The following is a 15,847-nucleotide window of genomic DNA, read 5'->3' on the forward strand; positions in this document are numbered from 1 at the left end:
CTTGACACGCCGGTATGGCGGTGCTACTATGATATAGTGTTGCCAACCGGCTGTGTTATTTTGGAGGATATCTTCATGTCTTACAAAAAAGTAGTCGGCGCAGATTTGAAGTTTGTCGGTCAAAAGCAAACGCTCAAAGCGTTGCGATCTGGCAAGGCGTCGGAAGTGATCATTGCGGATGACGCAGATGAACACGTAAAACAAGCTAACGTTCCAGTCGTGAATGTTCCTTCTAAGCAAGAGCTTGGAAAAGCTTGTGGAATCGATGTCGCAGCAACCGCTGTTGCAATTAAGAAAGTTTGATAATGCGTTTTGTGTGGCGATGGAATGCCTGAGCCACGCAAAACGTTTCATTATGACTTTCGATGAACCACCCGGCTCGGTGGTTTTGAAATTTGTCATGAATTCAGGAAGGGAGGATCTCAAAGATGCCTACTATCAACCAATTAGTCCGTAAAGGACGTCAATCAAAAGTTGTGAAATCAGATTCGCCAGCGCTGAACAAAGGGTACAACAGCTTCATTAAAGCTCGTACTGACATCAGCTCACCACAAAAACGTGGTGTTTGTACTCGTGTAGGTACAATGACTCCGAAGAAACCGAACTCGGCTCTTCGTAAATACGCACGTGTACGTTTGACGAACACAATGGAAGTAACAGCTTACATCCCAGGTATCGGCCACAACCTTCAAGAGCACAGTGTTGTTCTTATCCGCGGCGGCCGCGTAAAAGACTTACCAGGGGTACGTTACCACATCGTTCGTGGTGCGCTTGATACAGCTGGTGTTGACGGCCGTATGCAAGGTCGTTCGAAATACGGTACGAAACGTCCTAAAGTTAAAAAATAATCTAGATATCTTAAGATATCACCTCACTATATGAAAGGAGGGACTCGGAATGCCACGTAAAGGTCAAGCAGAACGTCGTGATGTAATGGCTGATCCGATCTACAACTCTAAACTCGTTACCCGCCTTATCAACCGTCTTATGTTAGATGGTAAAAAAGGTACTGCTCAACAAATCTTATACAAAGCTTTCGAAACTATCGCTGAACGTTCAGGTCGCGATGCAATGGAAGTCTTTGAAGAAGCGATGAACAACATCATGCCAGTTCTTGAAGTTAAAGCACGCCGTGTAGGTGGAGCTAACTATCAAGTTCCTGTCGAAGTTCGCCCAGAGCGTCGTACGACACTCGCACTTCGTTACCTCGTGAACTACTCACGTCTCCGTAACGAAAAAACTATGGATGCGCGCCTTGCTAACGAAATCATGGACGCTGCAAACAACACTGGTGCTTCTGTTAAGAAGCGCGAAGATATGCACAAAATGGCGGAAGCGAACAAAGCGTTTGCTCACTACCGCTGGTAATTCCGAAAATCACCACCTCATGCATGCCATTTTTAATGGAATTATGAGGTGGCTTTCGGGTATAGTCATGACGTGTGGCAACACACGACCACTAAACTAAAATGCGAAAGGAGAATGTTTAAAGATGGCAAGAGAATTCTCCCTTAAGAACACTCGTAACATCGGGATCATGGCTCACATCGATGCTGGTAAAACAACAACGACTGAGCGTATTCTGTATTACACGGGTCGTATCCACAAGATTGGTGAAACGCACGAAGGTGCTTCACAAATGGACTGGATGGAGCAAGAGCAAGAGCGTGGGATCACGATTACATCGGCAGCAACAACTGCTCAATGGAAAGGTAACCGCGTAAACATCATCGATACACCTGGACACGTAGACTTCACAGTTGAGGTTGAACGTTCACTTCGCGTACTTGATGGTGCGGTAGCAGTACTTGACGCTCAGTCTGGTGTTGAGCCACAAACTGAGACAGTATGGCGCCAAGCTACAACTTACGGCGTACCACGTATCGTTTTCGTTAACAAAATGGATAAAATCGGTGCAGACTTCTTGTACTCGGTCGGAACGCTTCGCGAACGCCTTCAAGCGAACGCACACGCGATCCAACTTCCAATCGGTGCGGAAGATGAATTCAAAGGAATCATCGACCTCGTCGAACAGAAAACATATATGTACGGTAACGATCTCGGAACTGACATCGAAGTGACTGACGGTTTCCCAGCTGATCTCGCTGATCAAGCTGAAGAACTCCGTGGATCATTGATCGAAGCAGTTGCGGATTATGAAGAAGAATTGATGATGAAATACCTCGAGGGTGAAGAAATCACAATCGACGAGTTGAAAGCGGCTATCCGTAAAGCAACTCTGACAGTTGACTTCTATCCTGTACTCGTAGGTTCGGCATTCAAGAACAAAGGTGTTCAGCTTATGCTTGACGCAGTTCTCGATTACCTCCCATCACCAATCGACGTAAAAGCGATCTCAGGTATCGACATGGATACGGATGAAGAAATCGTGCGTGAGTCTTCGGACGAAGCACCATTCTCTGCACTCGCGTTCAAAGTCATGACTGACCCTTACGTCGGTAAACTTACATTCTTCCGTGTGTACTCTGGTACAGCTTCGGCAGGATCGTACGTTAAAAACTCAACAAAAGGCAAACGTGAGCGTCTTGGACGTATCCTTCAAATGCACGCAAACAGCCGTGAAGAGATCCCGATGGTATACGCGGGTGACATCGCTGCAGCTGTAGGTTTGAAAGATACGACTACTGGAGATACGCTTTGTGCAGAGAAAGACAACGTCGTTCTCGAGTCAATGACATTCCCAGAACCAGTTATCTCGGTCGCTATCGAACCAAAAACGAAAGCTGACCAAGATAAAATGGGTCAAGCCCTCGCTAAGCTTGCTGAAGAGGATCCAACGTTCCGCACTGAAACAAACCCAGAGACTGGTCAAACGATCATCTCAGGTATGGGTGAGCTTCACCTCGACATCATCGTTGACCGTATGCGTCGCGAGTTCAAAGTCGAAGCAAACGTTGGTGCTCCACAAGTAGCTTACCGTGAAACGATCCGCCAAGCGGCGAAGATCGATTCGAAGTTCGCTCGTCAATCTGGTGGTCGTGGTCAGTATGGTCACGTCGTCGTAGAATTCGAGCCGAACGAAGAAGGCGCTGGCTTCGAGTTCAACAACAAAATCGTCGGTGGTGTTGTTCCACGTGAATACATCCCAGCGGTTGAGCACGGAATCGAAGAAGCACTTCAAAACGGTATCCTTGCTGGTTACCCAGTCGTTGACGTAAAAGCTTCACTCGTCTTCGGATCGTACCACGATGTCGACTCAAACGAGATGGCATTTAAAGTTGCGGCTTCAATGGCAGTCAAACAACTTAAAGATAAGAGCGGCGCTGTTATCCTTGAGCCAATGATGAAAGTTGAAATCGTTATCCCAGACGAATACATGGGAGACATCATGGGTGATGTTACATCACGCCGTGGTCGCGTAGAAGGTATGGAAGCACGCGGTAACGCTCAAGTTGTCCGTTCAATGATTCCACTTTCTGAAATGTTTGGATACGCTACTGGTCTTCGTTCACGCACACAAGGTCGCGGAACGTACTCGATGCACTTCGATCACTACGAAGAAGTACCGAAATCAGTTGCGGAAGAAATCATCAAAAAAGCGAACGGCTAATCCTTCACAGGTTGTCACGCTTTTATGATTAGTGTAAGCTAAGGAAGGTGTACGTTATCTTACGACTCACCTTCCTAGTTATAAAAAATTATTAGACACATAGAGGAGGAATTCAGAATGGGTAAGGAAAAATTCGACCGTTCTAAACCGCACGTTAACGTTGGTACAATCGGCCACGTCGACCACGGTAAAACAACTTTAACAGCAGCTATCTCAGCTGTACTTGCAAAAGCACAAGGTAAAGCTGCAACTAAGTTTGACCAAATCGATGGTGCTCCAGAAGAGCGCGAGCGCGGTATCACAATCGCAACAGCTCACATCGAGTACGAAACAGAAAAACGCCACTATGCACACGTTGACTGCCCAGGTCACGCTGACTATGTTAAAAACATGATCACTGGTGCTGCACAAATGGACGGCGCGATCCTCGTTGTTTCTGCAACAGATGGTCCAATGCCACAAACACGTGAGCACATCTTGCTTTCACGTCAAGTAGGTGTTCCTTTCATCGTAGTATTCATGAACAAAGTTGACATGGTTGACGACGAAGAGCTTCTTGAGCTCGTCGAAATGGAAATCCGTGAGCTTCTTTCTGAGTACGACTTCCCAGGTGATGACCTCCCAGTTATCCAAGGTTCTGCTCTTGGCGCGCTTAACGGCGAAGCTAAATGGGAAGAAAAAATCATGGAACTCATGGCAGCTGTCGATGAGTACATCCCAGAACCAACTCGTGACACTGAAAAAGACTTCATGATGCCAGTTGAGGATGTCTTCTCAATCACTGGTCGTGGTACAGTTGCTACTGGCCGCGTTGAGCGTGGAGTTCTTAAAGTCAACGACGAGATCGAAATCGTTGGTCTTCACGAAGAAACTAAAAAATCAGTATGTACTGGTGTAGAGATGTTCCGTAAGCTTCTTGACTATGCTGAAGCTGGCGACAACATCGGTGCTCTTCTCCGTGGTGTATCACGTGACGACATCGAGCGTGGACAAGTTCTCGCGAAACCAAACACAATCACACCACACAAAAAGTTCAAAGCGCAAGTTTACGTTCTTTCTAAAGAAGAGGGTGGCCGTCACACGCCATTCTTCGCGAACTACCGCCCGCAGTTCTACTTCCGTACAACTGACGTAACTGGTATGGTTCAACTTCCAGAAGGTACTGAAATGGTTATGCCTGGGGACAACATCGAAATGACTGTTGAACTCATCGCACCAATCGCTCTTGAAAAAGAAACTCGTTTCTCAATCCGTGAAGGTGGCCGTACAGTAGGCGCTGGATCAGTTACAGAAATCGTTGAGTAATTTTTAAGACAAAGGTCTTCCGTCTCCCGTGGCGGAAGACCTTTTTTCATTTCTTTGAAAACAGTCTTGCAACATGGTCTGACATCTTATATACTGAGGAAAGTGTTTGTGCGAGTGGTGAGAGACTTGAATACATATTCTATTTTATTAGTGCTTGCATTCTTGCTGGTGATTCAGTATGATAGAATATGTTGGTCACAAACACAACGCGATGAAGCGGGAGGTTATGACACACCAGGCGGCATTGCCATGGCTAGTGTGGAAATTTCCGCGGAGAATGTCTATTTACAAAATAGGCGAAAAGGAGGGAAATAACATGGCAAATGAAAAAATTCGGATCCGTTTGAAAGCATACGATCACCGCGTGCTTGATCAATCGGCTGAGAAGATTGTCGACACAGCAAAACGTTCAGGTGCTACTGTATCTGGTCCGATCCCACTCCCAACGGAGAAAGCGGTCTACACAGTACTTCGTGCCGTTCACAAGTACAAAGATGCTCGTGAGCAGTTCGAAATGCGTACACACAAACGTTTGATCGACATCGTTAACCCAACACCGAAAACTGTTGATGCGCTTATGCGTCTCGAACTTCCATCGGGCGTTGACATCGAAATCAAACTTTAATTTTTCTTCTATAGATAGTTGATACTAGCCAGAAGATCAAAATCATTCAATATTAGGAGGTGTATCTCATGGCTAAAGGAATCTTAGGAACTAAACTCGGTATGACACAAATCTTCAACGAGTCAGGCGAAGTTGTCCCTGTTACTGTCGTTTCAGTCGAAGGTAACGTTGTTCTTCAATTGAAAACAACGGAAGTTGACGGTTACGAAGCAGTTCAACTCGGCTTTGGTGATATCAAAGAAGGTCGTCAAAACAAACCGCAAAAAGGTCACGCTGCGAAAGCAAACGCGACACCTAAGCGCTTCATTAAAGAAATCCGTACATCAGTAGCAGATTTCGAAATCGGTCAAGAGATTAAAGCAGATACTTTCGCTGCAGGCGAAATGGTTGATGTAACAGGTACGTCGAAAGGTAAAGGTTTCGCTGGTGCAATCAAGCGTCACAACCAATCACGTGGTCCAATGGCTCACGGTTCGCGTTACCACCGTCGCCCAGGTTCAATGGGTCCTGTTGCTCCTAACCGTGTATTCAAAGGGAAATTGCTCCCTGGACGCATGGGTGGAGAGCAAATCACTGTTCAAAACCTTGAAATCGTAAAAGTTGATGCAGAACGCGGCTTACTCCTCGTCAAGGGTGCTATCCCAGGCGCACGTAAGAGCCAAGTTGTCATCAAAACTGCGGTTAAAGGCAACTAATCCGTTTGCAAGGAAAGGAGGAATAACGAATGCCTAAAGTAGCTTTGCTTAACCAAACAGGTACACAAGTTGGAGACATCGAGCTCGCAGATGCCGTTTTCGGAATCGAGCCAAATGAAGCAGTCGTATACGATGCAATCGTCATGCAACAAGCTTCACGTCGCCAAGGTACACATGATACAAAAGGTCGCTCGGAAGTTCGCGGTGGCGGCCGTAAACCATGGAAACAAAAAGGTACTGGTCGTGCACGCCAAGGTTCGATCCGTTCGCCACAATGGGTTGGCGGTGGAACAGTCTTCGGTCCAACACCACGTTCGTACGCTTACAAACTTCCTAAAAAGGTTCGTCGTCTCGCACTTCGTTCAGCACTTTCTTCGAAAGTCGCTAACAACGAGTTCATCGTTCTTGAAGGATTGACAATCGATGCTCCTAAAACTAAGGACATGATCGCAGTATTCGCTGCTCTTTCAATCGAACGTAAAGTTCTCGTCGTTACTGCTGATTACAACGAGTCAGTCGTTCTTTCAACACGCAACATCCCAGGTGTCACAGTCGTTGACGCTGCGGGTGTAAACGTCCTTGATCTTGTCGCTCATGACAAAGTCATCATTACGAAGGACGCTGTTGCGAGAGTAGAGGAGGTGCTTGCATAATGGCACACACACACGACATTATCAAACGTCCTGTCATTACTGAACGTTCAGTAAACCAAATGGCTGAGAAAAAGTACACATTCGAAGTAGACGTGAAGGCATCTAAGACTCAAATCAAAGATGCAGTCGAAGCGATCTTCGGAGTGAAAGTTGACAAAGTCAACACATTGATCTCAAAACCAAAAGCAAAACGCGTAGGTCGTCACGCTGGTTACACAGCACGCCGCAAAAAAGCGGTCGTCACGCTTACTGCAGATAGCAAAGAACTCGATTACCTCGGTTAATCGGAACTCTGTAGAAAAGGAGGGAACTCTCGATGGGAATTAAAAAGTTTAAACCGACCACTAACGGTCGTCGTAATATGACTGCACTTGACTTTGCTGAGATTACGGCTTCACGTCCTGAAAAATCGTTAACTGAAAAGCTTTCGAAAAAGGGCGGACGTAACAACCAAGGTCGCTTGACAGTACGTCACCAAGGTGGCGGACACAAACGTAAATATCGTATCATCGACTTCAAACGGAACAAGGATGGCATCGCTGGTCGTGTCGCTACAATTGAGTACGATCCAAACCGCTCTGCTAACATCGCATTGATCCACTACATCGATGGTGAAAAACGCTACATCCTCGCACCGAAAGGCTTGAAAGTAGACATGCAAGTCATGGCTGGACCAGAAGCTGACATTAAAGTCGGTAATGCTCTTCCACTTTCAAACATCCCAGTCGGTACGTTGATCCACAACATCGAACTTAAGCCAGGTAAAGGTGGTCAGCTCGTTCGCGCAGCTGGTACTTCTGCTCAGCTTCTCGGTAAAGATGGTAAATACGCGATCGTTCGTCTTCAATCAGGCGAAACTCGTATGATCCTTGCTACTTGCCGTGCAACAGTCGGCGCTGTCGGTAATGAAGAGCACGAGCTCGTCAATATCGGTAAAGCTGGTCGTTCACGCTGGCTCGGAAAACGTCCTACAGTTCGTGGTTCTGTCATGAACCCAGTCGATCACCCACACGGTGGTGGTGAAGGACGTGCTCCAATCGGTCGTTCGGGCCCACTTACTCCTTGGGGTAAACCGGCACTCGGATACAAAACTCGTAAGAAAAACAAAGCGAGCGATAAATATATCGTCCGTCGTTCTAAAAAATAATTACATGATTTCTGGACGGTTCGTAGGAACCGTTCCTGAATCATGCCAAAGGGAGGTACAACTATGGGTCGCAGCTTGAAAAAAGGTCCATTCGCAGATCACCATCTGCTCGCTAAGGTTGATAAAGCCAACGAAGCTGGTGACAAACATGTCATCAAAACTTGGTCACGCCGCTCGACAATCTTCCCAGAGTTCATCGGTCACACGATCGCTGTCTACGATGGTCGTAAACACGTACCGGTTTACGTGACAGAAGATATGGTCGGTCACAAACTTGGTGAATTCGCTCCAACACGTTCTTACAAAGGACATGCTGGAAACGATAAGAAAACGAAACGTTAATCTGAGGGGAGGTACTCATTATGCAATCAAAAGCATCGGCTAATATGGTTCGCATTGCTCCTCGTAAGGCACGTCTCGTAGTAGACTTAATCCGCGGGAAGCAAATCGGCGAAGCACTTTCGATTCTTGCTTACACGAACAAGGCAGCAACGCCAATCGTTGAGAAAGTATTGAAATCGGCAATCGCGAACGCTGAGCACAACTTCGACATGAACATCGAAAACCTCGTAGTCACTGAGGCTTACGTAAACGAAGGTCCAACGCTCAAACGTTTCCGCCCACGTGCAATGGGTCGCGCAAGCCGCATCAACAAACGTACGAGCCACGTTCACATCGTGGTATCTGAAAAATAAGGAGGGATTACCGTGGGTCAGAAGATTAACCCAACTGGTCTTCGCGTAGGTATCATCAAAGACTGGGAATCACGTTGGTTCGCAGATAAAGACTATGCTGATCTCCTTCATGAAGACTACGTAGTTCGTGAATATATCGAAAAACGTCTTAAAGACGCTAGTGTCTCTAAAGTAGAAATCGAGCGCGCAGCTAACCGCTTGAACATCTCACTTCACACTGCTAAGCCTGGTATGGTTATCGGTAAAGGCGGTTCTGAAATCGAAACACTTCGTAAAGACATCACTAACCTTGCAAAAGGCAAACGCGTTCACGTTAACGTCGTTGAAGTGAAAAACCCGGATGCAGTTGCTAAGCTCGTCGCTGAGAACATCGCTCGCCAACTTGAAGGTCGCGTATCGTTCCGTCGTGCTATGAAGCAATCAATCCAACGCTCAATGCGTTCTGGTATCAAAGGAATCAAGACTGAAGTTTCTGGTCGTCTTGGTGGCGCTGATATCGCTCGTTCTGAGAAGTATTCGGAAGGAACAGTTCCACTTCATACACTCCGTGCAGACATCGATTACGGTACTGCAGAAGCTGATACAACTTACGGCAAAATTGGCGTAAAAGTATGGCTCCACCACGGTGAAGTGCTTCCTACGAAAAAAGCAGCAGCAAACGAAGAATAATCCACATCCGTCTAGGGAAGGAGGCAACACAACATGTTGTTACCAAAACGTGTAAAATATCGTCGTGTTCACCGCGGCAACATGCGTGGTAAAGCGAAACGTGGTACTACAGTACACTTCGGCGAGTTCGGTATCCAAGCTCAAGAAGCTAGCTGGATCACTAGCCGTCAAATCGAATCAGCGCGTATCGCGATGACTCGTTATATGAAACGTGGTGGTAAAGTGTGGATCAAGATCTTCCCACACAAGCCATACACTAAAAAACCTCTTGAAGTCCGAATGGGTTCAGGTAAAGGTGCTCCGGAGGGCTGGGTAGCAGTCGTCAAACCGGGTAAAGTAATGTTCGAAATCGCAGGAGTATCGGAAGAGATCGCACGCGAAGCTCTCCGTCTTGCATCACACAAACTTCCAGTAAAATGTAAGTTCGTAAAACGTGAAGAAAATGGTGGTGATACGAATGAAAGCAACTGATCTCCGTCAGCAAACAACTGAAGAGCTTAACGGTAAAGTCGGTTCGTGGAAAGAAGAGTTGTTCAACCTTCGTTTCCAACTCGCGACTGGTCAGCTTGAGAACCCTGCTCGTATCCGTGAAGTGCGCAAGTCGATTGCACGCGCGAAAACCGTTCTTCGTGAACGCGAACTCGGCATCAACAACGCATAATTCACTCGGATTCTGAGAGGAGGAACACTCAATGGAACGCACTAACAACCGCAAAGTGTTAACTGGACGCGTCGTTTCTGACAAAATGGACAAAACGATCGTAGTTACAGTTGAAACAAAAGTAAAGCACAAGCTTTACGGCAAACGCGTAAACTACTCTAAAAAGTACAAAGCGCATGATGAAAACAACACAGCTAAAATCGGTGATGTTGTACGCATTCAAGAAACACGTCCATTATCTAAGGACAAACGTTTCCGTCTCGTAGAAGTCATTGAAGAAGCAGTAATCATCTAAACTCTAATTAGTTCGGGTGAATAAACATCCGGAGGGAGGTACAATCGTATGATTCAACAAGAATCTCGCTTAAAAGTAGCAGACAACTCAGGAGCTCGTGAAGTCTTGACGATCAAAGTCCTCGGTGGTTCTGGTCGTAAAACTGCTAACATTGGTGACGTTATTGTTTGTACAGTAAAACAAGCAACACCAGGTGGCGTTGTCAAAAAAGGTGAAGTTGTACGCGCAGTAGTCGTTCGTACTAAACGCGGCGTTCGTCGTAAAGACGGTTCGTACATCCGTTTTGACGAAAACGCAGCAGTCATCATCAAAGATGACAAAAGCCCACGTGGCACACGTATCTTCGGACCAGTCGCACGCGAACTTCGTGAAAAAGACTTCATGAAGATCGTCTCGTTGGCACCGGAAGTACTTTAATTCCAAAGAATTCCTACAAGGAGGTGCTCTAACGATGCATGTCAAAAAAGGTGATAAAGTTCAGGTTATGACTGGTAAAGACAAAGGCAAACAAGGCGTTGTCCTTACAGCTATGCCTAAAAAAGATCGCGTAATCGTCGAAGGCGTTAACATGATCAAAAAACACTCAAAACCTTCTCAACTCAACCCGCAAGGCGGAATTGTCGAGAAAGAAGCACCGATTCACGTATCGAACGTTATGCTCATCGACCCTAAGACAGGTAACCCAACACGCGTTGGTTTCACTGTGGTTGACGGCAAGAAAGTACGTATCGCTAAAAAATCGGGCGAAGCTTTAGATAAATAAGAAGATTTAAAGAAAGGAGGTCCACTTTCTGATGAACCGTTTAAAAGCTAAATACCAAGACGAAATCGTCAAAGTAATGATGGAGAAATTCAATTACAGTTCTGTAATGCAAGCGCCGAAAGTCGATAAAATCGTAATCAACATGGGTGTTGGTGACGCTGTTACGAACTCTAAGGCACTTGACATGGCAGTTGAAGAGCTTCAGCTCCTCACTGGTCAGAAGCCACTCATCACGAAAGCTAAGAAATCAATCGCTGGTTTCAAACTTCGTGAAGGTATGCCAATCGGTGCGAAGGTTACACTTCGTGGCGAGCGCATGTACGAATTCCTCGACAAGTTGATCAACGTGTCACTTCCACGTGTACGTGACTTCCGTGGCGTATCGAAAAAATCTTTCGATGGCCGTGGTAACTACACGCTAGGCGTGAAGGAACAATTGATCTTCCCAGAGATCGACTACGATCGCGTATCGAAAGTCCGTGGTATGGACATCGTTATCGTAACTACTGCTAACACGGATGAAGAGTCACGTGAGCTTCTCACAGCACTCGGCATGCCATTCCAAAAATAAGGGAGGTCGACAACATGGCTAAGAAATCAATGATCGCACGTGAAGTAAAACGTCAAGCACTCGTTGAGCGCTACGCTGAAAAACGCGCAGAATTGAAAGCACAAGGCGACTACATCGGCTTGAGCAAACTCCCACGTAACTCTTCAGCGGTTCGTTTACACAACCGTTGTAGTATCACTGGCCGTCCACACGGTTACATTGGTAAATTCGGTATCAGCCGTATTAAGTTCCGTGATCTTGCTCATAAAGGTCAAATCCCTGGTGTTAAAAAAGCAAGCTGGTAATTCATTAAAGTTGTGAAAGGAGGTACATCGCATGGTTATGACAGATCCGATTGCAGATATGCTTACACGCATTCGTAATGCAAACATGGTTCGCCATGAGAAGTTGGAAATGCCAGCTTCTACAATCAAACGTGAAGTCGCTGAAATCCTCAAACGTGAAGGTTTCATCCGCGATGTTGAATATCTCGAGGACAGCAAACAAGGTACGCTCCGCGTATTCCTTAAATACGGCGCAAGCAACGAGCGCGTCATCACTGGACTCAAACGTATCTCGAAACCAGGTCTTCGCGTTTACGCGAAAGCTGATGAAATCCCGAAAGTACTCGGTGGTCTCGGAATCGCTATCGTTTCAACATCTAAAGGTGTAATGACTGACAAAGAAGCTCGCCAACAAAAAGTCGGCGGCGAAGTGATCGCATACATCTGGTAATACACGCATAAAAAGAACGGAGGTGTCTTAAATGTCACGTATTGGTAAAAAGCCAGTCGTCATCCCAGCAGGCGTTACAGTAACAGTTGAAAACAACACGGTTACGGTAAAAGGTCCTAAAGGGGAACTCACACGCGAGTTCAGCCCAGCTATGGCGATCAACGTAGAAGGTAATGAATTGACTGTCACTCGTCCGAACGACGAGAAAGCAAGCCGTACGATCCACGGAACGACTCGTGCGCTTATCGCGAACATGGTCGAAGGTGTAAACAACGGTTTCGCTAAGACACTCGATATCCAAGGTGTTGGTTACCGTGCACAAAAGCAAGGTAACAAAATCGTACTCAACCTCGGTTACTCACACCCAATCGAGTACACTCCGGAACAAGGCATCGAAGTCGAAGTTCCTACGAATACGCAACTCATCGTTCGCGGAATCAGCAAAGAACGTGTTGGTCACGTCGCTGCATTGATCCGTTCGTACCGTCAGCCTGAGCCGTACAAAGGTAAAGGTATTCGTTACAGTGATGAAGTCGTTCGTCGTAAAGAAGGTAAAACAGGTAAGTAATTCGCAAATGCGAATTGACCGGAAAGGAGTGGCATAAATGATCTCAAAGGCAGATAAAAACGCTACGCGTAAAAAACGTCATGGTCGTGTCCGTCGTACAATCATCGGGACTGCAACACGTCCACGTATGAACGTATTCCGTTCGAACAAGAACATTTACGTACAAGTCATTGACGATGCAACACATGCAACACTCGCATCTGCATCATCACTCGACCTTGAAAAAGGCAACACGACTGACGCTGCAACAGCAGTTGGTAAGCTTGCAGCTGAGCGCGCTCTTGAAAAGGGTATTGAAACAGTCGTTTTCGACCGTGGAGGATATCTCTATCATGGACGTATCAAAGCTGTAGCTGAAGCAGCTCGTGAAGCTGGTCTCAAATTCTAATAGAAAAGGAGGGAACCTCTACATGCGCCAGTTAGAAATTAACATGGATCAACTCGAAGAACGCGTTGTTACCGTAAACCGCGTCGCGAAAGTAGTAAAAGGTGGCCGTCGCTTCCGTTTTGCTGCACTCGTCGTCGTTGGTGACAAGAATGGTCACGTAGGTTTCGGTACGGGTAAAGCTCAGGAAGTGCCTGAAGCGATCCGTAAAGCAATCGAAGATGCTAAGAAAAACATGGTTAACGTTCCAATCGTTAACACAACAATTCCACACGAAGTCAACGGTGTATTCGGTGCAGGTCACGTCTTCTTGAAGCCTGCTTCTGAAGGTACTGGAGTCATCGCTGGTGGTCCAGTTCGTGCGGTTCTCGAATTAGCGGGAATCAACGACATTCTTTCAAAATCACTTGGATCAAGCACTCCAATCAACATGGTTCGTGCGACTGTCGAAGGTCTCACATCACTCAAACGTGCTGAAGAAGTTGCGAAACTCCGCGGTAAAACCGTCGAAGAACTTCGCGGTTAAGAAAGGGAGGGAAAACAGATGGCGAAACTCGCAGTTACCCTCACACGCAGCATGATCGGTCGTCCGGAGAACCAACGCGTTACTACTCGTACGCTTGGTCTCCGTAAGATGCACCAGACTGTTGTCGTACCTGACAACGCTGCTATGCGTGGGATGATTAACCACGTGTCACACTTAGTGACAGTAAAAGAAATTCAAGAGTAATAGTTCGATATAATTTTATGAGGAGGTGCCCCACTATGAAACTCCATGAATTGAAACCAGCTACTGGTTCACGTTCAGAACGCAACCGTGTAGGTCGCGGTATGTCTTCTGGTAACGGTAAGACTTCTGGCCGTGGTCACAAAGGTCAAAAAGCTCGTTCAGGCGGTGGTGTTCGTCCAGGTTTCGAAGGTGGACAAAACCCACTTTACCGTCGTTTACCAAAACGCGGCTTCAACAACCCAACTCGTAAAGAGTTCGCGGTCATTAACCTTGACACACTCAACCGTTTTGAAGAAGGAACTGAAATCACTCCAGAACTTCTTGTCGAGACTCGTACAGTCAAAGGCATGAAAGACGGCGTTAAGATCCTTTCTAACGGTAAGATCGAAAAGAAACTAACAGTTAAAGCTCATAAGTTCTCCGAAGCTGCGAAGCAAGCGATCGAAGCTGCCGGCGGTACGGTTGAGGTGATCTAATGTTTCAAGCGATCTCCAATATGTGGCGCGTAGCTGACATTCGTCGGCGCATTCTCTTTACCTTGGCATTGGTCATCGTGTTCCGGATCGGAGCACATATCCCGGTGCCGATGGTAAACACGGAAGTGTTCAAGATCGACCAGAATGGTATTCTTGGTTTCTTGAACTCGTTCGGTGGGAATGCTTTGCAGAATTTCTCACTCTTTGCGATGGGAATCATGCCGTATATCACGGCCTCGATCGTTGTCCAACTCTTACAGATGGACGTTGTTCCAAAGTTTGCCGAATGGGCAAAACAAGGAGAGGCGGGCCGTAAGAAGTTAGCAACGGTAACGCGCTATGGAACGATCGTACTCGGATTAGTCCAAGCGTTTGGAATCGCGCTTGGATTTAACCGTATCTACCCAGGTCTTGTCGACGAACAGTTCGGCACCTGGACATACGTTATGATTGCACTCGTATTGACAGCGGGAACAGCATTCTTGATGTTCATCGGTGAACTCATCACGGAGAAGGGCATTGGTAACGGGATATCAATGATCATCTTCGCTGGGATCGTCGCGGGCTTCCCGAATGCATTCCGCCAGATTTACGAAACGAAGCTCCAAAATGCAGGGGATGCTTTGTTTGTAAACGTGCTTTATATCGTACTCTTGCTTTTAATCATCATCGCGGTCATCGTCGGAGTCATCTACGTCCAGCAAGCTGCACGTAAGATTCCGATTCAGTACGCTAAGCGTACGGTGAACCGGACACCAGTTGGCGGTCAATCGGCACACTTGCCGATCAAATTGAACGCTGCCGGTGTTATTCCAGTCATCTTCGCGGTGTCGTTCATGGTGACGCCACCAACGATTGCGAGTTTCTTTGCAAGTCCGGAAACGGCAACGAAGATCCGTGACATCTTCGACTACACGAGTCCAATCGGTATGTCGATCTATGTGGCACTGATCATCGCGTTCTCGTACTTCTACACATTTGTTCAGGTGAACCCGGAACAAATGGCAGAGAACCTTCAAAAACAAGGCGGATACATTCCTGGTATTCGTCCTGGTAAGCAAACGGAGCAGTACATCACGAAGATTCTATACCGTCTGACATTCTTCGGTTCACTCTTCCTCGCTGTCATCGCGGTGACGCCGACATTCTTTATTAAGTTTGCTGGCTTACCGAACTCGGTGCAGATTGGTGGAACGAGCTTGTTGATCGTCATCGGTGTAGGACTAGAGACGATGAAACAGATTGAAAGCCAATTGGTTAAACGACACTACAAAGGCTTTATCCGATAAGGCGGGAGGAAGGGGACCATCCCTTTCCTTTCTGT

The 15,847-nt window shown here is 46.7% G+C and carries 27 protein-coding genes; all 27 read left to right on the plus strand.

Annotated features, from left to right (window positions below; translation table 11 throughout):
• Window positions 1-75: 75 nt before the first annotated feature.
• The 27 genes from P401_RS0114980 (at window position 76) to secY (ending at window position 15,812) form a co-directional block, all read left to right on the plus strand.
• Window positions 76-303, plus strand: a complete 228-nt coding sequence (locus tag P401_RS0114980; protein WP_029343087.1) for a ribosomal L7Ae/L30e/S12e/Gadd45 family protein — start codon at window positions 76-78, stop codon at window positions 301-303.
• Between the two features lie 125 nt (window positions 304-428).
• Entirely contained in the window at window positions 429-848 is a 420-nt protein-coding gene (gene rpsL, locus P401_RS0114985; protein WP_023466621.1) for a 30S ribosomal protein S12, read from the plus strand.
• 49 nt (window positions 849-897) lie between these two features.
• Entirely contained in the window at window positions 898-1,368 is a 471-nt protein-coding gene (gene rpsG, locus P401_RS0114990; protein WP_023466623.1) for a 30S ribosomal protein S7, read from the plus strand.
• Between the two features lie 124 nt (window positions 1,369-1,492).
• On the plus strand, window positions 1,493-3,571 hold the full coding sequence (gene fusA, locus P401_RS0114995) for an elongation factor G (RefSeq protein WP_029343088.1): 2,079 nt from the start codon (window positions 1,493-1,495) through the stop codon (window positions 3,569-3,571).
• Window positions 3,572-3,688: 117 nt separating this feature from the next.
• Window positions 3,689-4,876 (plus strand): elongation factor Tu, encoded by a 1,188-nt coding sequence (tuf, locus tag P401_RS0115000; protein ID WP_023466627.1) that lies wholly within the window; start codon window positions 3,689-3,691, stop codon window positions 4,874-4,876.
• A 316-nt stretch (window positions 4,877-5,192) separates the two neighbouring features.
• A complete protein-coding gene (gene rpsJ / locus P401_RS0115010) occupies window positions 5,193-5,501 on the plus strand; it encodes a 30S ribosomal protein S10 (RefSeq protein WP_029343090.1) in 309 nt (102 codons plus the stop codon).
• Between the two features lie 68 nt (window positions 5,502-5,569).
• On the plus strand, window positions 5,570-6,196 hold the full coding sequence (gene rplC, locus P401_RS0115015) for a 50S ribosomal protein L3 (protein WP_023466629.1): 627 nt from the start codon (window positions 5,570-5,572) through the stop codon (window positions 6,194-6,196).
• Between the two features lie 29 nt (window positions 6,197-6,225).
• Window positions 6,226-6,849 carry a 50S ribosomal protein L4 gene (gene rplD, locus P401_RS0115020; RefSeq protein WP_023466630.1) on the plus strand — a complete coding sequence of 208 codons (624 nt, stop codon included), beginning with the start codon at window positions 6,226-6,228 and terminating at the stop codon, window positions 6,847-6,849.
• Window positions 6,849-7,133 (plus strand): 50S ribosomal protein L23, encoded by a 285-nt coding sequence (gene rplW, locus P401_RS0115025; protein WP_023466631.1) that lies wholly within the window; start codon window positions 6,849-6,851, stop codon window positions 7,131-7,133. The genes rplD and rplW overlap by 1 nt, the downstream gene beginning before the upstream one ends.
• A gap of 32 nt (window positions 7,134-7,165) precedes the next feature.
• On the plus strand, window positions 7,166-7,996 hold the full coding sequence (gene rplB, locus P401_RS0115030) for a 50S ribosomal protein L2 (RefSeq protein ID WP_023466632.1): 831 nt from the start codon (window positions 7,166-7,168) through the stop codon (window positions 7,994-7,996).
• 63 nt (window positions 7,997-8,059) lie between these two features.
• Complete coding sequence (rpsS, locus tag P401_RS0115035) at window positions 8,060-8,338, plus strand: 30S ribosomal protein S19 (RefSeq protein WP_012369013.1); 279 nt, start codon at window positions 8,060-8,062, stop codon at window positions 8,336-8,338.
• 20 nt (window positions 8,339-8,358) lie between these two features.
• Complete coding sequence (gene rplV / locus P401_RS0115040) at window positions 8,359-8,691, plus strand: 50S ribosomal protein L22 (protein ID WP_012369014.1); 333 nt, start codon at window positions 8,359-8,361, stop codon at window positions 8,689-8,691.
• A gap of 12 nt (window positions 8,692-8,703) precedes the next feature.
• Complete coding sequence (gene rpsC / locus P401_RS0115045) at window positions 8,704-9,360, plus strand: 30S ribosomal protein S3 (RefSeq protein ID WP_023466633.1); 657 nt, start codon at window positions 8,704-8,706, stop codon at window positions 9,358-9,360.
• Window positions 9,361-9,393: 33 nt separating this feature from the next.
• The gene (gene rplP / locus P401_RS0115050) at window positions 9,394-9,831 is read left to right on the plus strand and encodes a 50S ribosomal protein L16 (protein WP_012369016.1); all 438 of its coding nucleotides are present in this window, start codon (window positions 9,394-9,396) and stop codon (window positions 9,829-9,831) included.
• The gene (gene rpmC / locus P401_RS0115055) at window positions 9,818-10,021 is read left to right on the plus strand and encodes a 50S ribosomal protein L29 (protein WP_012369017.1); all 204 of its coding nucleotides are present in this window, start codon (window positions 9,818-9,820) and stop codon (window positions 10,019-10,021) included. Before rplP ends, rpmC begins: the two co-directional genes overlap by 14 nt.
• Window positions 10,022-10,052: 31 nt before the next feature.
• Window positions 10,053-10,316, plus strand: coding sequence for a 30S ribosomal protein S17 (rpsQ, locus tag P401_RS0115060; protein ID WP_023466634.1), 264 nt, complete (start codon window positions 10,053-10,055; stop codon window positions 10,314-10,316).
• Window positions 10,317-10,364: 48 nt separating this feature from the next.
• Window positions 10,365-10,733: a 50S ribosomal protein L14 gene (gene rplN, locus P401_RS0115065; RefSeq protein ID WP_012369019.1), complete on the plus strand. Its 369-nt coding sequence runs from the start codon at window positions 10,365-10,367 to the stop codon at window positions 10,731-10,733.
• Window positions 10,734-10,767: 34 nt separating this feature from the next.
• A complete protein-coding gene (gene rplX, locus P401_RS0115070) occupies window positions 10,768-11,079 on the plus strand; it encodes a 50S ribosomal protein L24 (RefSeq protein WP_012369020.1) in 312 nt (103 codons plus the stop codon).
• Window positions 11,080-11,110: 31 nt separating this feature from the next.
• Entirely contained in the window at window positions 11,111-11,650 is a 540-nt protein-coding gene (rplE, locus tag P401_RS0115075) for a 50S ribosomal protein L5 (RefSeq protein WP_023466635.1), read from the plus strand.
• A 14-nt stretch (window positions 11,651-11,664) separates the two neighbouring features.
• Entirely contained in the window at window positions 11,665-11,934 is a 270-nt protein-coding gene (gene rpsN, locus P401_RS0115080; protein WP_023466636.1) for a 30S ribosomal protein S14, read from the plus strand.
• Between the two features lie 31 nt (window positions 11,935-11,965).
• On the plus strand, window positions 11,966-12,364 hold the full coding sequence (gene rpsH / locus P401_RS0115085; protein WP_012369023.1) for a 30S ribosomal protein S8: 399 nt from the start codon (window positions 11,966-11,968) through the stop codon (window positions 12,362-12,364).
• A gap of 31 nt (window positions 12,365-12,395) precedes the next feature.
• Window positions 12,396-12,932 carry a 50S ribosomal protein L6 gene (gene rplF / locus P401_RS0115090; RefSeq protein ID WP_029343091.1) on the plus strand — a complete coding sequence of 179 codons (537 nt, stop codon included), beginning with the start codon at window positions 12,396-12,398 and terminating at the stop codon, window positions 12,930-12,932.
• A gap of 37 nt (window positions 12,933-12,969) precedes the next feature.
• Window positions 12,970-13,320 (plus strand): 50S ribosomal protein L18, encoded by a 351-nt coding sequence (rplR, locus tag P401_RS0115095; protein WP_029343092.1) that lies wholly within the window; start codon window positions 12,970-12,972, stop codon window positions 13,318-13,320.
• Between the two features lie 22 nt (window positions 13,321-13,342).
• Window positions 13,343-13,843, plus strand: coding sequence for a 30S ribosomal protein S5 (gene rpsE / locus P401_RS0115100; protein ID WP_023466639.1), 501 nt, complete (start codon window positions 13,343-13,345; stop codon window positions 13,841-13,843).
• Window positions 13,844-13,861: 18 nt separating this feature from the next.
• The gene (gene rpmD, locus P401_RS0115105) at window positions 13,862-14,047 is read left to right on the plus strand and encodes a 50S ribosomal protein L30 (protein ID WP_023466640.1); all 186 of its coding nucleotides are present in this window, start codon (window positions 13,862-13,864) and stop codon (window positions 14,045-14,047) included.
• A gap of 35 nt (window positions 14,048-14,082) precedes the next feature.
• The gene (gene rplO / locus P401_RS0115110; protein WP_029343093.1) at window positions 14,083-14,523 is read left to right on the plus strand and encodes a 50S ribosomal protein L15; all 441 of its coding nucleotides are present in this window, start codon (window positions 14,083-14,085) and stop codon (window positions 14,521-14,523) included.
• Window positions 14,523-15,812 carry a preprotein translocase subunit SecY gene (gene secY / locus P401_RS0115115; RefSeq protein ID WP_023466642.1) on the plus strand — a complete coding sequence of 430 codons (1,290 nt, stop codon included), beginning with the start codon at window positions 14,523-14,525 and terminating at the stop codon, window positions 15,810-15,812. The genes rplO and secY overlap by 1 nt, the downstream gene beginning before the upstream one ends.
• The last annotated feature ends 35 nt before the right edge of the window (window positions 15,813-15,847 follow it).

The sequence above is a fragment of the Exiguobacterium acetylicum DSM 20416 genome, assembly GCF_000702605.1.
In the GTDB taxonomy this organism is placed as follows: Bacteria; Bacillota; Bacilli; order Exiguobacteriales; family Exiguobacteriaceae; genus Exiguobacterium_A; species Exiguobacterium_A acetylicum.

Bases quoted from the DNA above. Each gene is read 5' to 3' on its own strand.
- rpsE (WP_023466639.1), top strand. From the start codon at position 13,343: ATGCGCCAGTTAGAAATTAACATGGATCAACTCGAAGAACGCGTTGTT.
- rplX (WP_012369020.1), top strand. From the start codon at position 10,768: ATGCATGTCAAAAAAGGTGATAAAGTTCAGGTTATGACTGGTAAAGAC.
- rpsG (WP_023466623.1), top strand. From the start codon at position 898: ATGCCACGTAAAGGTCAAGCAGAACGTCGTGATGTAATGGCTGATCCG.
- rplN (WP_012369019.1), top strand. From the start codon at position 10,365: ATGATTCAACAAGAATCTCGCTTAAAAGTAGCAGACAACTCAGGAGCT.
- secY (WP_023466642.1), top strand. From the start codon at position 14,523: ATGTTTCAAGCGATCTCCAATATGTGGCGCGTAGCTGACATTCGTCGG.
- rpsS (WP_012369013.1), top strand. From the start codon at position 8,060: ATGGGTCGCAGCTTGAAAAAAGGTCCATTCGCAGATCACCATCTGCTC.
- P401_RS0114980 (WP_029343087.1), top strand. From the start codon at position 76: ATGTCTTACAAAAAAGTAGTCGGCGCAGATTTGAAGTTTGTCGGTCAA.
- rpmC (WP_012369017.1), top strand. From the start codon at position 9,818: ATGAAAGCAACTGATCTCCGTCAGCAAACAACTGAAGAGCTTAACGGT.
- rplR (WP_029343092.1), top strand. From the start codon at position 12,970: ATGATCTCAAAGGCAGATAAAAACGCTACGCGTAAAAAACGTCATGGT.
- rpmD (WP_023466640.1), top strand. From the start codon at position 13,862: ATGGCGAAACTCGCAGTTACCCTCACACGCAGCATGATCGGTCGTCCG.
- rplC (WP_023466629.1), top strand. From the start codon at position 5,570: ATGGCTAAAGGAATCTTAGGAACTAAACTCGGTATGACACAAATCTTC.
- rplV (WP_012369014.1), top strand. From the start codon at position 8,359: ATGCAATCAAAAGCATCGGCTAATATGGTTCGCATTGCTCCTCGTAAG.
- rplP (WP_012369016.1), top strand. From the start codon at position 9,394: ATGTTGTTACCAAAACGTGTAAAATATCGTCGTGTTCACCGCGGCAAC.
- rpsH (WP_012369023.1), top strand. From the start codon at position 11,966: ATGGTTATGACAGATCCGATTGCAGATATGCTTACACGCATTCGTAAT.
- rplO (WP_029343093.1), top strand. From the start codon at position 14,083: ATGAAACTCCATGAATTGAAACCAGCTACTGGTTCACGTTCAGAACGC.
- rpsJ (WP_029343090.1), top strand. From the start codon at position 5,193: ATGGCAAATGAAAAAATTCGGATCCGTTTGAAAGCATACGATCACCGC.
- rpsN (WP_023466636.1), top strand. From the start codon at position 11,665: ATGGCTAAGAAATCAATGATCGCACGTGAAGTAAAACGTCAAGCACTC.
- rplE (WP_023466635.1), top strand. From the start codon at position 11,111: ATGAACCGTTTAAAAGCTAAATACCAAGACGAAATCGTCAAAGTAATG.
- rplW (WP_023466631.1), top strand. From the start codon at position 6,849: ATGGCACACACACACGACATTATCAAACGTCCTGTCATTACTGAACGT.
- rpsQ (WP_023466634.1), top strand. From the start codon at position 10,053: ATGGAACGCACTAACAACCGCAAAGTGTTAACTGGACGCGTCGTTTCT.
- rplB (WP_023466632.1), top strand. From the start codon at position 7,166: ATGGGAATTAAAAAGTTTAAACCGACCACTAACGGTCGTCGTAATATG.
- fusA (WP_029343088.1), top strand. From the start codon at position 1,493: ATGGCAAGAGAATTCTCCCTTAAGAACACTCGTAACATCGGGATCATG.
- rplF (WP_029343091.1), top strand. From the start codon at position 12,396: ATGTCACGTATTGGTAAAAAGCCAGTCGTCATCCCAGCAGGCGTTACA.
- rpsL (WP_023466621.1), top strand. From the start codon at position 429: ATGCCTACTATCAACCAATTAGTCCGTAAAGGACGTCAATCAAAAGTT.
- tuf (WP_023466627.1), top strand. From the start codon at position 3,689: ATGGGTAAGGAAAAATTCGACCGTTCTAAACCGCACGTTAACGTTGGT.
- rplD (WP_023466630.1), top strand. From the start codon at position 6,226: ATGCCTAAAGTAGCTTTGCTTAACCAAACAGGTACACAAGTTGGAGAC.